Source organism: Lacinutrix neustonica, from assembly GCF_026625145.1.
In the GTDB taxonomy this organism is placed as follows: domain Bacteria; phylum Bacteroidota; class Bacteroidia; order Flavobacteriales; family Flavobacteriaceae; genus Lacinutrix; species Lacinutrix neustonica.
This window is the reverse complement of record NZ_CP113088.1, coordinates 1,095,530-1,109,753: the sequence shown is the minus strand read 5'-3', so window position 1 is coordinate 1,109,753 and position 14,224 is coordinate 1,095,530. Positions and strand designations below refer to the sequence as shown.

13 protein-coding genes and 6 pseudogenes are annotated in these 14,224 nt (G+C 36.6%); 10 read left to right on the top strand and 9 right to left on the bottom strand.

All coding sequences use genetic code 11. The features are described 5' to 3' along the window. Positions 1 to 148: 148 nt before the first annotated feature. Positions 149 to 820, bottom strand: a complete 672-nt coding sequence (locus N7U66_RS06140) for an adenylosuccinate lyase (RefSeq protein ID WP_313791427.1) — start codon at positions 818 to 820, stop codon at positions 149 to 151. Positions 821 to 856: 36 nt separating this feature from the next. Here N7U66_RS06140 and N7U66_RS06135 point away from each other — a divergent pair, with 36 nt between their 5' ends. From N7U66_RS06135 to N7U66_RS21435, 3 genes are read left to right on the top strand one after another with little or no spacing between them, the layout of a single operon-like run. After that, entirely contained in the window at positions 857 to 1,243 is a 387-nt protein-coding gene (locus N7U66_RS06135) for a heme-binding domain-containing protein (protein WP_313791426.1), read from the top strand. Positions 1,244 to 1,298: 55 nt separating this feature from the next. Beyond that, complete coding sequence (locus N7U66_RS06130) at positions 1,299 to 2,360, top strand: glycosyltransferase (RefSeq protein WP_313791425.1); 1,062 nt, start codon at positions 1,299 to 1,301, stop codon at positions 2,358 to 2,360. Next, a complete protein-coding gene (locus tag N7U66_RS21435; RefSeq protein WP_313791424.1) occupies positions 2,353 to 2,541 on the top strand; it encodes a hypothetical protein in 189 nt (62 codons plus the stop codon). The genes N7U66_RS06130 and N7U66_RS21435 overlap by 8 nt, the downstream gene beginning before the upstream one ends. A gap of 77 nt (positions 2,542 to 2,618) precedes the next feature. Here N7U66_RS21435 and N7U66_RS06125 read toward each other — a convergent pair. The 3 genes and pseudogenes from N7U66_RS06125 to N7U66_RS06115 all read right to left on the bottom strand — a co-directional run bounded on the left by N7U66_RS06125 (position 2,619) and on the right by N7U66_RS06115 (position 4,241). Beyond that, a pseudogene (locus tag N7U66_RS06125) lies at positions 2,619 to 3,066 on the bottom strand (KTSC domain-containing protein). A gap of 323 nt (positions 3,067 to 3,389) precedes the next feature. Further along, entirely contained in the window at positions 3,390 to 3,794 is a 405-nt protein-coding gene (locus N7U66_RS06120) for a DUF1801 domain-containing protein (protein ID WP_267677746.1), read from the bottom strand. Positions 3,795 to 3,830: 36 nt separating this feature from the next. Next, positions 3,831 to 4,241: an MFS transporter gene (locus N7U66_RS06115; RefSeq protein WP_267677745.1), complete on the bottom strand. Its 411-nt coding sequence runs from the start codon at positions 4,239 to 4,241 to the stop codon at positions 3,831 to 3,833. Between the two features lie 110 nt (positions 4,242 to 4,351). Between N7U66_RS06115 and N7U66_RS06110 the strand changes: the two are divergent. After that, positions 4,352 to 5,989: pseudogene (locus N7U66_RS06110) on the top strand (ABC-F family ATP-binding cassette domain-containing protein). Here N7U66_RS06110 and N7U66_RS06105 read toward each other — a convergent pair. Then, positions 5,990 to 6,922, bottom strand: a complete 933-nt coding sequence (locus N7U66_RS06105; protein WP_267677744.1) for a DUF4421 family protein — start codon at positions 6,920 to 6,922, stop codon at positions 5,990 to 5,992. Continuing rightward, positions 6,922 to 7,592: pseudogene (locus N7U66_RS06100) on the bottom strand (SIR2 family NAD-dependent protein deacylase). The gene N7U66_RS06105 and the pseudogene N7U66_RS06100 overlap by 1 nt, the downstream one beginning before the upstream one ends. A gap of 31 nt (positions 7,593 to 7,623) precedes the next feature. Between N7U66_RS06100 and N7U66_RS06095 the strand changes: the two are divergent. Next, complete coding sequence (locus tag N7U66_RS06095) at positions 7,624 to 8,283, top strand: TrmH family RNA methyltransferase (RefSeq protein WP_267677743.1); 660 nt, start codon at positions 7,624 to 7,626, stop codon at positions 8,281 to 8,283. Positions 8,284 to 8,356: 73 nt separating this feature from the next. Here N7U66_RS06095 and N7U66_RS06090 read toward each other — a convergent pair. From N7U66_RS06090 to N7U66_RS06080, 3 genes and pseudogenes are all read right to left on the bottom strand, one after another. After that, positions 8,357 to 9,140 (bottom strand): annotated as a pseudogene (locus tag N7U66_RS06090) (carboxypeptidase-like regulatory domain-containing protein). Between the two features lie 103 nt (positions 9,141 to 9,243). Next, a pseudogene (locus N7U66_RS06085) lies at positions 9,244 to 11,114 on the bottom strand (DEAD/DEAH box helicase). Between the two features lie 376 nt (positions 11,115 to 11,490). Beyond that, on the bottom strand, positions 11,491 to 12,066 hold the full coding sequence (locus N7U66_RS06080) for a non-canonical purine NTP diphosphatase (protein ID WP_267677742.1): 576 nt from the start codon (positions 12,064 to 12,066) through the stop codon (positions 11,491 to 11,493). Positions 12,067 to 12,232: 166 nt separating this feature from the next. Here N7U66_RS06080 and N7U66_RS06075 point away from each other — a divergent pair, with 166 nt between their 5' ends. The 5 genes and pseudogenes from N7U66_RS06075 to N7U66_RS06060 all read left to right on the top strand — a co-directional run. Continuing rightward, positions 12,233 to 12,691: a hypothetical protein gene (locus N7U66_RS06075; protein ID WP_267677741.1), complete on the top strand. Its 459-nt coding sequence runs from the start codon at positions 12,233 to 12,235 to the stop codon at positions 12,689 to 12,691. Further along, positions 12,657 to 12,857, top strand: a complete 201-nt coding sequence (locus N7U66_RS22470; protein WP_390886643.1) for a hypothetical protein — start codon at positions 12,657 to 12,659, stop codon at positions 12,855 to 12,857. Before N7U66_RS06075 ends, N7U66_RS22470 begins: the two co-directional genes overlap by 35 nt. A gap of 20 nt (positions 12,858 to 12,877) precedes the next feature. Then, positions 12,878 to 13,009, top strand: a complete 132-nt coding sequence (locus N7U66_RS06070) for a hypothetical protein (protein WP_267677740.1) — start codon at positions 12,878 to 12,880, stop codon at positions 13,007 to 13,009. Then, the gene (locus tag N7U66_RS06065; protein WP_267677739.1) at positions 12,978 to 13,484 is read left to right on the top strand and encodes a serine hydrolase; all 507 of its coding nucleotides are present in this window, start codon (positions 12,978 to 12,980) and stop codon (positions 13,482 to 13,484) included. The genes N7U66_RS06070 and N7U66_RS06065 overlap by 32 nt, the downstream gene beginning before the upstream one ends. A gap of 16 nt (positions 13,485 to 13,500) precedes the next feature. Next, positions 13,501 to 14,193: pseudogene (locus tag N7U66_RS06060) on the top strand (serine hydrolase domain-containing protein); the annotation flags it as partial. Between the last annotated feature and the right edge of the window lie 31 nt (positions 14,194 to 14,224).

The window sequence follows — 14,224 nt, the reverse complement described above, 5'->3', positions numbered from 1 at the left end:
AAGTGAGAAGTGAGAAGTTTTATTCAGTTATTAACGGTGAGGGATGAGTGAGGAGTTAGTAGTGAGAAGTTAGTAGTAAGTAGTGAGAAGTGAGAAGTGAGAAGTGAGTGGTGAAGAGTTGTGCGTTAACTATAATGGACTAGAATTGTCAAGGTTTAAGCGTTATTATTTGTTTTTCAACTGCTTCAAAATAGGTCTCGGCACGTGCTTTGTACCCGCAGCTTTGCATATGGAAATCCCGTTCTAAAACCCCGATCAATTCAGGATGAATCCAATGGTATTCGCTTCCTAATAAAAATAACGTGTTCATGCTATAGGCTTTTGGGGCCACCTTCGCATCGTTTAACATCCAATCGAAACAGGCTTCAATTATTTTTTCTTTATGTTTTGGGAGTAGCGCTTGTTTTAGTTTTGAAGTTCCTTTGCCATAGTACGCTTTTGCTAAGTTTTCGCAAACCTTGGCTACTGGACGTTGTGCGGAATCCAAATGTACTTTATGTAGGTGTTCTGTAAAAACATCTAAGTATGGAATAATCGCTTCTAAATTGATGTCACAGAGGTATTCCAAGACCCAAGCCGCTTTTGATGATCTTTTGTCATCTACCATAAACAGAATATCTAATAGTTTTGGAATTAACCCTGGGTTTTCAAGGACGACGTTTGCATAATAGAGTCGCTTATCACGAGAGTGATTCACATCATCTAATTCTTGATATAAGGCTTCGGTAGTCACGAGATATTTATTACTTTTAAACTCTAAATTTAATGAAATGAAAATTGCAAAAAAAATTCTTTTGGTGCTGCTGGTGGTTGTTCTCATCGCTCAATTTTTTGGCCCGAAAAAAATGACGGTTCGATGGAATCGGTTAATGCTTTTTTAGCAGAAACAAAACCATCGGATGACGTAAAGGCAATTTTAACAGAAACATGTTTTGATTGCCACAGTAATCACACGACATATCCTTGGTATAATAAGATTACTCCAATAAATTACTGGTTGGCTGAACATGTTAATGATGGTAAAAAACATTTTAATGTATCGTTATGGGATAATTATTCTATTAAGAAAAAGGATCATAAGTTTGAAGAACTTATAGAGGAAGTTGAAGAAAAAGAGATGCCTTTGCCAAGTTATACCTACACACACAGTGATGCCAATTTAACAGATGTTCAAATCCAGCAAGTTGTAGATTGGGGCAATAAAGTAAGATTAGGTTATGCTTTAACGCCAAGGCCGGAATAATTTTTTATTATATAGACGATATACAATACTCTAAAAACTCATCAACCTGCTCCCTTTGAATAAAAAACTTTTAATTATCGGTTTTGTCTCGCCCGAGCCTAAAAGCTCGGCTGCAGGAAGCCGAATGATGCACCTAATAGCACTGTTTCAATCTAAAAATTACGACATTATTTTTGCAACCGCTTGTGCAAAAAGTGACAACGCCTTCGATTTAAAAAGTATAGGGGTTACGATTGAAACCATACAATTAAATGCCCCTAGTTTTGACGTGTTTTTAAAAAGCATCTGTCCCGATGTGGTGCTTTTCGATCGCTTTATGATTGAAGAGCAATTTGGGTGGCGTGTGGCGCAACACTGTCCTGATGCCCTGCGTTTATTGGATACAGAAGACCTACATTGTTTAAGAAAAGGTCGAAAACAAGCGTTAGATGATCAATCGGTTTTTGATACGAATTACCTCTACAATGATGTGGCTAAACGTGAAATTGCGAGTATCTATAGATGCGACTTGAGTCTTATCATTTCGGAAGTAGAAATTGATATTTTAAAACATCAGTTTCATGTTAATGAACATTTATTATGCTATCTGCCTTTTTTACTTAATGCCATATCTTTAAAAGAGCACAAAGCATTACCAGGATTTAAACAACGGGAACATTTTATTACCGTGGGTAATTTTTTACATGCCCCCAATGTTGATGGCGTTAAATATCTAAAGACCTCTATTTGGCCAGCCATTAGAAAGAAACTCCCCAAAGCCGAAATGCATGTGTACGGCGCTTATGAATCTTCTAAATTGAGCCAATTGAATGATAAAAGTCAAGGTTTTTTTATTAAGGGCTTTGTTGAAGACATCAATGCGGTTATGCAAGAACATAAAGTTTGCTTGGTGCCTTTACGGTATGGTGCAGGGTTAAAGGGGAAATTGGTGGATGCGATGTTAAACGGTATCCCTTGTGTAACCACAAGCATTGGTGCAGAAGGGATGTATGGTGCTTTAGAGCCTAACGGATTTATTGAAGATGATCCTATGGTATTTGCCAATATGGCTATAGAATTGTACACCAATAAAATTTTCTCGGACAGGAAAACAAAAGCATGGCATCCAAGTGATTAATCTCCGTTTCGATAAGCAGCTCTTTGTTGCCGATTTCTTACAACGATTAGAATTGCTTCAAAAAGGGATAGCTGCCCATAGGAAAAGTAATTTTACAGGGAGCATGTTAATGCATCATACCATGCAAAGCACGAAGTTTATGAGTAAGTGGATAGAGGAGAAGAATAAGAAACAAGACTAGAAGCGCTAAAAAGCATAAAAAAGAAAGAGCCAAAACAACTAGCGTTTTGGCTCTTTTTTAAATAGACTAACATTGAGTTAAGCAGTAACTTCTTGCTTCTTAATTTTTCTATATGGAAATGAATTGAAAATACTACGTTTTCCAAAACGGGTTTGTTTGTCACTTTGTGAAAACTTAATGTATAAGGCTTTGTTCACTCCAAAATATTCATAAGTATTACCATCTAAAAAGGTAACCTCTAATAATAAGCCTTTATGTTTCCAATCTAATATGGCACTGTTAATAGTGGTATCATATTCTTCTTTATTGGCAGCAATCGTTTACGGTGCCATACTTACTAAAAAGTGGTAACCATCAATCACTTTACGACTCATTAACTCGGCTTCATGCGCTTTCTCGTCACCTTCCTGAAACTTATCTCGGATGCCATTCTTTAACTAAATTACGGTAAGACGTCTTTAAGCTTTTTAAAGTCATGTCTTGCTCTACATTAAATAGTTTTTTGTACTCGTTAATACGCTTCATAAATAAAGGTGTTTTTTTAAATCGAGTGCAAAGGTACTATTTCTTTTTACATTGAGGATTAGATTGTTGGGAAAAGTATGTTTTAAAAACAGAATTTTTTTAAATAGGTTTTACTGTTTGTTTACTATTAGTTGTCTTTAAATGAATACCTTTAATTAGTCCACTGGACTTTACGTATCCTCCAAAACTATGTTTGCGCTTTCTTTCGCTATACCGATCTCTTCAATTGAATCGCTATTGAAATTTAAAAAGTCATTTTTTATAGGTAAAACTGGATAATACTTTGTCAAACGTTTTCAAAAAGGTTTCTATACCCCATGATATTACAATTTGTGTTTCGCTTTCATATGCATTACCGATGCTGTGATTAGGGCACTCAATGCTTCTATATTAATAGTATCTAGACTTTTAATATAAAGACAAGAAGACCCTGTTTCATGGGTTCCTAATTGACTTAAAAGGGGCTTGTAGTTTTTAAATCCAGCGATGATGTAGACCACCAAGTTTTGTTTTCTAGGGCAGAAACCAGTGAGAAACCACTCACCTTCGCTACCACTATCGTTGGTGTATTGGTACTTGCCAAAACCTATCATATTTCCTCTCCATAGCGTGGGCGGCTCTCCTGTTAGGTCCTGCATTAATTCTAATAAACGAAAACAATCTTGTTTTTTTTGTTCATCTTTTATGTTACTAAACTGCTTCTTTATTTCTTCGATATCATTAGCCATATATAAGGGGGTTTATATTTAACATCTGTTGCGGTATTAGGTTAAGTTATTTAAGTCGGTATGTATTTTATCTGCTGTAGGTCTTATTAAAAACAAATAAATAATGAGTAGGACGCCGATAAGTAGTAGCTCCGGCTTTAAGAAAATAATTAAAAATGCGGCCACTTCTATAAAAACGTAACTTATAATGCATGCACTTTGATATTGTGTTAATTTTTCATCCATAGATAATGCTGGATCTATTTTGTTAAGTGCTGTTTTAAACATAAAGCGGCTAACTACAATAGCGAGAGCGGGAATTAAGAGATACATTAAAACTAAAGCATCAATCTGTGGAAGTTTAAAAGATTCTATAGACAAGAGATTGCCTAAAAAAATATAGACTAAAACCAATCCAGCGCATAATGCTAAATGTATTATTTGTAGAGGTCTTAATTTTTCTTTCATTCGTGTTGCTTTTTATTCGCGTTCTAAGTTCGTATAATTTTCAACAAAATAAATACTATTAATAATAATGTTTCTCTTTTTAGTACTTTCGCGCTTTCAAAAAGCATAATATGATTACAGTAGATAATATAGCGGTAGAATTTAGCGGCACCACCTTATTTAAAGACGTTAATTTCGTGATTAATGAAAATGATAAGATTGCGTTAATGGGTAAGAATGGTGCTGGAAAATCGACCATGATGAAAATTATTGCTGGCGAGCAAAAAGCGACACGAGGCAAAGTGAATGGGCCTAAAGATACGGTGATTGCTTATTTACCACAGCATTTATTAACTCAAGATAATAGTACCGTTGTTGAAGAAGCGTCTAAAGCCTTTGCCTCTGTTTTCGAGATGAGAGACGAGATGGCGCAGCTTAATAAACAATTAGAAACGCGAACAGATTATGAGAGTGACGCCTACATGTCTATTATTGAAAAGGTCTCAGAGTTAGGGGATCGCTATTATGCTCTAGACGATATTAACTATGAAGCAGAAGTGGAGAAGGCTCTTAAGGGGTTAGGATTTAAACCCGAGGATTTCACACGACTGACTAGTGAATTTAGTGGCGGTTGGCGCATGCGGATAGAATTAGCAAAAATTCTATTACAAAAACCGATTTAATTTTACTCGATGAGCCTACAAACCATATTGATATTGAATCGGTGATTTGGTTAGAAGACTTTTTAGTAAATAAAGCCAATGCCGTGATGGTAATTTCTCATGATCGTGCTTTTATTGATAACATTACTAATCGCACCATTGAGGTAACTATGGGGCGCATTTATGATTATAAAGCCAACTACTCCCATTACCTACAATTACGTGAGGACCGAAGAATCCATCAAATTAAAGCCTATCAAGAACAGCAAAAGTTTATTGCCGATAATATGACATTCATTGAACGTTTTAAAGGGACGTATTCTAAAACCAACCAAGTAACCTCACGTGAACGTATGCTTGAAAAGTTAGAAATTATTGAAGTCGATGAAGTTGATACTTCCGCTTTAAAACTGCGTTTCCCGTCTGCACAGCGTTCGGAGATTTTCCTGTGACTGTGGAGAATTTAACCAAGACATACGATGAACATGTCGTGTTTAAGGATGCTAACCTATCTATAAAAAGAGGGGAGAAGGTGAGTTTTGTAGGACGAAATGGAGAAGGGAAGTCTACTATGATCAAATCTATTTTAGGAGACATTGATTTTGAAGGAAAATGTAGTTTAGGTCATAATGTGCAAGTGGGCTATTTTGCACAAAACCAAGCGGCTTTATTAGATAATGAGTTAACGGTATTTCAAACCGTTGATGAGGTGGCAAAAGGTGATGTGAGAACAGGTATCAAAAATATTCTTGGCCGTTTTATGTTTAAAGGCGATGATATTGATAAAAAAGTAGGGGTGTTGTCTCGGTGGAGAAAAAAACCAGATTGGCGATGGTGAAATTATTGTTAGAGCCCGTAAATTTGTTGATTCTCGATGAGCCCACCAATCACTTGGATTTAAAATCTAAAGATGTGCTTAAGGAAGCCCTACTAGATTTTGATGGTACCTTAATTTTAGTCTCTCACGATCGTGATTTTTTACAAGGGCTTTCAGAAAAAGTCTTTGAGTTTAAAGACCAACGCGTTATTGAACATTTTGAAACCATTGATGCCTTTTTAGAACGAAACCGTATCGATAGTTTAAAAGCTATAGATTTAATGAAATAATTACAAATCAATCTGTTCTTTTACCCATTTCGAGCTTTGTTTTAAAAAGGGAGGTGGATCAAACCGGTAGCCAAAATATAGGCTAGCGTAACTCTTATCGTTTACAAAATTTCGAGCGCTAGCTTTTTTAGCTTCGCTGGAATCGAAATTAAATACGGCACCTGTACTAATGCTGTTAGTGGTATACCCAAATTGTAATTTAAAGTTTAAAGCTTTGGTTACAAAGGAATAGGACGCATTGGAGTGTTCTGATTTTTCATTTGAAAACCGAATCCCTAAGGCAGGCGCTATACCGCCGGTGACAAAATAATTTGTTTTAATCGTTCTCGTGTAATAATACATGGGTGAAATAGAAATGTCAAAATTATTTTGAAAGTATTTCCCAGTTTCGTTAACATCAGACAATCGATTAAAACCGTAATTAAGTGTCGGTACTAAACTGCCCGCACTACTTTTTTGCCATTCATTTAAGGCCACTAAATGTTTTAAAGAAAAATTATCGTTTAATGTATAAGAGGTACTACCAGTAAAGCTGGTGGTTTTTAAATTTGGAAATGCCGCTAGGGTCGTATTGATATTGGTGCGTTCTTGATAAAACCCTTGTACTTTTCTGTATTCAAAGGTCTGTAACCATTGTTTTAAAAAGACACGTAATTGGATGTTTCTAAACTTAGACTGGTTGTTTCCATGCGTACTGCTTGGTGAAAAATTAATACTCAAACCAAGAAATTTATAATTAGCAGAACACTTTAATTTATACACATTATTGGCTTCTACGATAAAGGAACGTTCACCATCGTCTGTAATTAAAAACGATTCACTTTGTTTATTAAAGTCTACTTTAACCAGCATTTTATTTGAAAAATCCACAATGTCTTGTGCGTAGGACGAAGTAAAAATGAATGTAATTACAACTAAAAGTGCCTGTTTCATTAAAAAATGGAGATAAATTCATTAATACCTTCTGTTGCTGTTTTAGCAATGACGGTTAGATTTTTTGTGCTTGAAATAGAAGGATTGGGATCTATAAAATACATGGGTGTATGGTCCGGGACATAATGCATTAAACTCGCTGCAGGATATACTTGCAGCGACGTACCAATGATAAGTAATCGGTCTGCCGTTTGGCAAATCTCTACCGCCTTATCTATTAAAGGTACGGCTTCACCAAACCAAACGATGTGTGGGCGTAATTGATGGCCATTGGTATCTAAATCTCCTAAGTTAAGGTCTTTTTTCCAATCTAACAGTACCTTGTCGTTTTGGATGCTGCGTACTTTTAATAATTCACCATGTAAATGAATGACATTAGAACTACCAGCGCGCTCATGTAAATCGTCTACATTTTGGGTAATGATGGTCACTTTAAAATGGTTTTCAAGATCTGCTAACGCCATATGAGCTTTGTTAGGTTCTACTTCTAATAGCTGTTGGCGTCTTTGATTATAAAAATCGAAAACCAATTCAGGATTGGCCGCAAAACCTTCGGTGACGCCACGGCCATCACCTCATGGCCTTCCCATAAACCATTAGCGTCTCGAAACGTTTTTAAACCACTTTCGGCACTCATTCCAGCGCCAGTTAATACAACAAGATGTTTCATGCTTTAAAAATAATCTTTAATTTTGGATTCTATGATAGATATTAAACTCTTAGAACATTTAGAAACCTTTTTAACGCCAAATCGCTTACAGCGTTTCCATCACGTATTAGAACAGCGCACCAAGTTTTTTACAGTTGCGACCGAAGATGTGTATCAGCTTCATAATACAAGTGCTGTTATTCGTAGTTGTGACGTCTTTGGCATCCAAGAAGTTAATATTGTAGAAGAGCGCAATAGCAAACGCATCGATCGGGAAATAGCAATGGGGGCACAAAAATGGGTAGACTTAAATCGCTATCACTCGGTAAAAGATAGCTTAAACCAATTGAAAGCAGAAGGTTACTGCATTGTGGCGACCACGCCACACACTAATGATTGCGAATTACATGATTTTGATGTGACAAAAAAATCATGTTTTTTCTTTGGGAGAGAAACGGAGGGCCTTTCGGAAGAGGTCATAAAAGCAGCAGATGTGTTTTTGAAGATTCCTATGGCTGGTTTTACAGAGAGTTTAAACATCTCGGTCTCTGCCGCAATCATCTTACAACATGTCACAACTAAATTAAAGAAAACAGACATTCATTGGCAATTAACAGCCGCCGAAAAACTTGAAAAGCGTCTGGATTGGTGCAAGAAAACCATTAAAAGTTATGATGATATTATTGCACGTTATCACGAAACCAAAATATAATTCAAGTAAAATACTTATTTAAAAGGGAAATGTTTTTAAATAGAAAACAGGTTGTTGAAACTGTGCTTTAGAGTTATTTTCTATCGCGACTTAACACTTTGTATTCTTCGTAACACTCACTAATAGCATCCAACATTTGAAGATCATTGGCCTTTTGAATAAATTCTTTAGAGTAGTTACATTGTGATACAATTTCATCTAGATCTACCTTATTAACTTGTAGTAAAACCATGAGTGTTTCACGATCAAAACGAGACGCTAAAAGGTTTCTAATCTCATCGTCTTGTTTCATTTTTTTAAGCTTTTTAAGCTCATTGCCTTTACGGCTAAACGTATTGTATAAAAAGTCTAAGGGATTGAATATGGAGCCTAACACTTTACTAATACTACCTGCAGACTTGTTGTTTCCAGCTTCATAGCCGGTGGTTAAACCAGTAGATGCTATATCTATAATTGGTGTTTACTTGTACCTGTTGAATGTCTATTTCAAGGTAGCCAGTGAGTTTTAAATCGTTTACAACAACTTCTTCTAAGGCTAAAGCCAATTCGGTTAGTGTAATTTTTGAGCTTCCAAATTTTATCCAGTCATTCGTTACACGTACTTTAATAGACTTGTAACCAATATAGGTTAAATGCAAGGTGTCGTTAACTTTTGCCTTAATATTAAATGCACCATTGGCATTTGTAGATGTTCCAATTACCTGATTAAGATTTACAATATTCACGCTCTCTAGAGGCCCCTCTGTTTGCGAGTCTATGATAATACCTTCTACATAATTTCTTTGCTCCATTTGGTCGTCCTGTGAAAAGGTGACAGTAATAGAGAATAGTAATACGAGTGTAAGTAGGTATTTCATTATAGGATATTAAACCATAAAAGTACTAAACAAATTGTATTTAGCACTTTTATAGTTCTCATTTTGACTTAATATTAACAAAATGATTTAAAATCAAGTGGTTTTATCTTCTAGAACGTCTAGGTGTTGCGTGTGTGGTTTTAAATTCAGATTTGTCTCTGTCACCACCATCACTTCTTCTTGATCTTGGTTTAGGACTGTCATCACCACCACGGCGTTTGTCGCTAGAGCCTTCACTGCGTCTTCCGCTTGGTCGTCTATCGCCACCAGCTGATCTTCTGTCACCACGGTTTCTATCTCCACCACCATCTCTACGTCTTCCGCCACCGCTTGCACCACGACCTCGACCACCACGACTTGGTTTGTCTTCTGTGATTTCTACATTAACAAAACGTCCGTTGTGTTTATAGTCTGTAAAGAAAGCCAGTATTTTCTCTTGGTGTTCCTTTTCAGTATTAAAGAAAGAGAAGGTGTCCTTACAATCTACTTTAAAGACATCATCACGACCCAATTGCAATTCTTCTTTTAAGAAATCTTTTAATTTCATCCAGTCGAAACCATCTTTCTCACCAACGTTGATAAAGTAACGTGCAGCGCTTCCGCTAGATTCTCTACCGGAATCTCTTCCGCTATCTCTACCGAATCTCCGGCAGCAACGTTTAAGTTTTTAGATTTTTGGTAATAGTTAAAGAAACGTGTGAATTCTACAGAGAAGAATTTCTTGATTAATTCATCTTTTGAAGTGTCTTCAAACAAAGTATTAATATCTTCTAAATACTTATCAATTTCGTGATTGATTTCTGTATTATGTATCTTATTGGCTAATGAGAGTAACTGTACTTCGCAAATCTCCATACCGTTTGGTATTTCTTTTAGCTCAAATTTCTTGTTAATAATACGTTCAATGCTCTTTAAACGACGCACTTCACTTTTAGAAACAATAACCATAGAGACCCCGGTTTTACCCGCACGACCTGTTCTGCGTAACGGTGTGTATACGTTTCTATTTCATCACTTAATTGATAGTTTATCACGTGTGTTATATCGTCTACATCAATACCACGAGCAGCAACATCTGTAGCAACCAACATTTGTATTTGGCGGCTTCTAAATTGCTTCATCACGATATCACGTTGATTTTGTGACAAATCCCCGTGTAGTGCTCCAGCACTGTAACCATCTTCAATTAAGTTTTCTGCAACCTTTTGTGTATCGCGTTTGGTACGACAAAAAATCACCGAAAAGATATCTCGGATTCGCATCTGCTAAACGCTTTAACGCTTGGTAGCGATCACGAGCATTCACTAAATAGTATTCGTGAGAAACATTATCTGTACTCTCGTTTTTATGACCAACCGTAATTTCTTGCGGACTTTTCATGAATTTTCTTGCAATGGTTGCCACTTCTTTAGGCATCGTTGCAGAAAATAACCATGTATTTTTATCTTCGGGAGTACCGGAAAGAATTTCTGTAATATCTTCCTTGAAGCCCATGTTCAACATCTCATCGGCTTCATCTAAAACCGAATATTGAATTTTTGTAATATCAACCAATCTGCGGCTAATCATATCTTTCATACGACCAGGAGTTGCCACAATAATTTGTGCCCCACGTTTTACCTCACGTGCTTGATCGGTAATGCTAGAACCACCATATATTGCTACTACATTTAAGCCTTTACAGTATTTACCGTAAGCTTTCATTTCATTAGCAATTTGTAAACATAGTTCACGAGTAGGTGATAAAATAAGACCTTGAGTCGTACGACTGTCAATGTCAATTTTTTGTAACATTGGGAAACCAAAAGCGGCTGTTTTACCGGTTCCAGTTTGCGCTAAAGCCACTAAATCTGTGTCTTCGTTTAATAAAATTGGGATTGCTTTTTCTTGTACTTCAGATGGTGTTTCGAAACCTAAATCTGTAATACCTTTTAATAGATCTTCATTAAGACCTAAATCTTGGAATGTGCTCATTCTTTGTTATGTATTTCAATGTCGTAAAATGTTTGGTGTTACATTTAGAAGCGCATTGAACATACTTAACCTAAAACTTCTAATAACACATCCTCTCTCTGAGGAGTAAAATAACGCATATGCGTTTTTCAAGATGCAAAGGTACAACTAATTTTGATATTCTCATGAAAGTGACACTCTTTTTAATTTTGAAGTGGTTTTAATCTGTTGATTTTTAATAATTTGAACGATATAGCACGCTATCTTCTATGACTTTTTAGACTTTTAGGGTAGAAAAAAGGAGGCTTCTCCATATTGATATCAGAGGATGAATCCTTAAAGAGCCAATAAATAGTAACACAATCTCCTTGTTGCCTTTCCTTTTACCTATTTATGGTTATAGATTGTTTAAATATTGGACTAATTGTGTCACTGCTTTTCCACGATGTCCAATTTTGTTTTTTAATTTTAAATCCATTTCAGCAAAGGTTTCCTTATAAGGAGTAGGTTTAAAAATAGGATCGTAACCAAACCCATGGTCTCCTATTTTTTCTTTGGTGATCTCGCCTTTACAAATGCCTGTAAAGGTTTCCGTTTTTCCATTGAGGTGTAAAGCAATGACTGTTTTAAACTGTGCGTTTCGATCATGGGTATCGTTTAGTTTTTTAAGTAGCAAATCCATATTGTCATTCGCATCGCGTTGCTCACCGGCATACCGCGCACTAAAAACACCTGGCTCTCCATGTAATGTTTCGACTTCTAAACCCGTATCGTCTGCAAAGCAATCATAGCCGTAATGAGCTTTAATAAATGCTGCTTTTTGAACGGCATTACCTTCAATAGTATCTTGTGTTTCAGGAACGTCTTCAAAACAACCAATGTCTTTTAAACTCAGCAACTTTATACTCTTTGGAATTAAGCTTTGCACTTCTTTTAATTTGTTTTGATTATTTGTGGCGAAAACGAGTTGCATAAGATTTAATTTTAATTGTAATTCAAAAGTAAAGGTTACTACTGTTTTTAATACCTTATTTGTGATAAAAAATTAAAAGGGGAAAAACACGTATTTAATAGGGAGAGAAGTCCTTATTTATCTCATTAAATTAAGATTAATTTTGTTATCATAAAAAAAATAGATCATGAACACGATTACAGCTTTACAAAGGTTTAAAATAAAACGATTCTCGATATTAAAAACGATTCTTTTATGTGCATTTATAGGTGGCGTCTTTTCTTGTAATAGTTTAAAAGGAATTATAAAGGACATTCAAGAAACCACTGCGCCACCAGGACTTCAATGGGGTTCACGACGTGATTTGACGAGTGAGCAGTTTTCTGCTTATTTTCAAGAATATAAAGACAAAGGATGGATTATTAAGGATGTGGATGCCTATACCAGCGGTTTAGAAACAAAGTATGCCATGATTTGGGAAGAAAATACTGATGCTCGTGGTTGGGCAGAGTGGCGAGACTTAACCTCAGAGGGGTATCATGAAAAATGGGTAGAATATAAAAACATGGGATGGCGGCCTACAGATATAGAATGTTACCAAAAGGGTTCCAATACCGAGATATGCTGGTATTTGGGAAGAAAATAAAGAAGGTATCGGTTGGTCATCGCATCGTGATTTATCATCAACAGCATTTGGTGATTTATTTGAAGAAAAATCAGCAGCGGGATTTCGTTTGGTAGATATAGAAGCTTATTACATTTCGGAAATCTTAAGTTTTCAGCGATATGGTATGAGAACCCTACAAATTTAGAATGGGCCGAATATAGAGGCATGACGCGCACAGAATATCAAGAAAAAATTGATGATTTTGGTAATCGTGGCTACAAAGTCATAGATTTTGAATCATATACTGTTGGTAATACACAAAAATATGCGGCTATCTCGGGAAAAAAACACCTATAATCATAAAACAGCGGTTCGCACAGATAGAACAGAAACCGAATATGCCAATTATTGGCGGTTATATAATGATATGGGCTACCGTTTAATTGACTTCGAGAGCTATAGTACGCCAAGTGGCAAGCGCTATGCTGGGGTGTGGACCGAGAATAACACCATTAGATCACGCTACAGTAAGCAAGAGGCTATTAATGCAATAGTCAACCAATATCAAGTCGATAATGCTATAGCAGGTGTTTCAGTTGCCGTGCTTCAAGGCGGGAATGTTGTGTATCAAAGAGGTTTTGGTGAAGCAGATAAGTTGGCCAACAAAAAGGCTCATGGCAAATCGGTATACCTTATCGCTTCTATTTCAAAAGTGATTGGAGGTACTTTAGCGGCCAAACTAGAAGCCGAAGGACAATTGAAAGATGGGACGGCGGTGTCCTTAGACTTAACGCAACCCACCACTAATTTTTTAGCGATTCCGAGAGAATAGCCACACCCATACCGTTGAACAATTATTTTCACATACGGGTTGTATGTGGCATTACTCCACAGGGCCCGAGCCTATAGGCGTTCATTTTAATACTGCTTTAGCAGCAACACAGCAACTATGGAATGCGCCTACGCTCGCTAATTGCACCATGGGAAGCTCAAGGAATTATTCAACCCATGCCTTTACCTTTATTGGAGCGGTGTTAGAATCGGTTACCAATCGACCAATCTCACAATTGGTAGAAGAAGAAATTGCAGACCAGTACGGTTTGAGTAGTATGAAGGTTATGTTTAAGAATGCTTTTTTAGAGGCTGATTATGAACGGGCAACACCTTATTTTGACACTGGACTTTTAGCGGTTCACGCTAATAATAGCTGGAAGGTGTTAGGGGGAGGTATAGAGTGTAATGCCGTAGATCTGGTGCGTTTTGGATATAAGCACTTAACGGGCGAAATTATTAATGCAGCAACACGAGATAATCGGTTATGGAACCCTGTGAATGTGAATACCACCAATGGCATCGCCTGGGATATAAGAACGCGAAATGGTCGCAGGGTGGCAGAGCATGGCGGCAGTAACATAGGGGCGCTTTCTCATTTAAGGGTGTATAGAGATGATGATTTAGTCATTGCTGTGCTATCCAATCAGCGGGGTCATGCACCTCGAGATTTGGTGGACGCCATTGAGAATGAAATATTAAATCCATAGTGCTATGATCATATTGTGTTGACTTTATCCG

Bases quoted from the DNA above. Each gene is read 5' to 3' on its own strand.
- N7U66_RS06070 (WP_267677740.1), top strand. From the start codon at position 12,878: ATGACGCGCACAGAATATCAAGAAAAAATTGATGATTTTGGTAATCGT.
- N7U66_RS06105 (WP_267677744.1), bottom strand. From the start codon at position 6,922: ATGAAACAGGCACTTTTAGTTGTAATTACATTCATTTTTACTTCGTCC.
- N7U66_RS06095 (WP_267677743.1), top strand. From the start codon at position 7,624: ATGATAGATATTAAACTCTTAGAACATTTAGAAACCTTTTTAACGCCA.
- N7U66_RS06115 (WP_267677745.1), bottom strand. From the start codon at position 4,241: ATGAAAGAAAAATTAAGACCTCTACAAATAATACATTTAGCATTATGC.
- N7U66_RS06065 (WP_267677739.1), top strand. From the start codon at position 12,978: ATGCGGCTATCTCGGGAAAAAAACACCTATAATCATAAAACAGCGGTT.
- N7U66_RS06140 (WP_313791427.1), bottom strand. From the start codon at position 820: ATGAGAACAACCACCAGCAGCACCAAAAGAATTTTTTTTGCAATTTTC.
- N7U66_RS06075 (WP_267677741.1), top strand. From the start codon at position 12,233: ATGAACACGATTACAGCTTTACAAAGGTTTAAAATAAAACGATTCTCG.
- N7U66_RS06135 (WP_313791426.1), top strand. From the start codon at position 857: ATGGAATCGGTTAATGCTTTTTTAGCAGAAACAAAACCATCGGATGAC.
- N7U66_RS06120 (WP_267677746.1), bottom strand. From the start codon at position 3,794: ATGGCTAATGATATCGAAGAAATAAAGAAGCAGTTTAGTAACATAAAA.
- N7U66_RS06080 (WP_267677742.1), bottom strand. From the start codon at position 12,066: ATGCAACTCGTTTTCGCCACAAATAATCAAAACAAATTAAAAGAAGTG.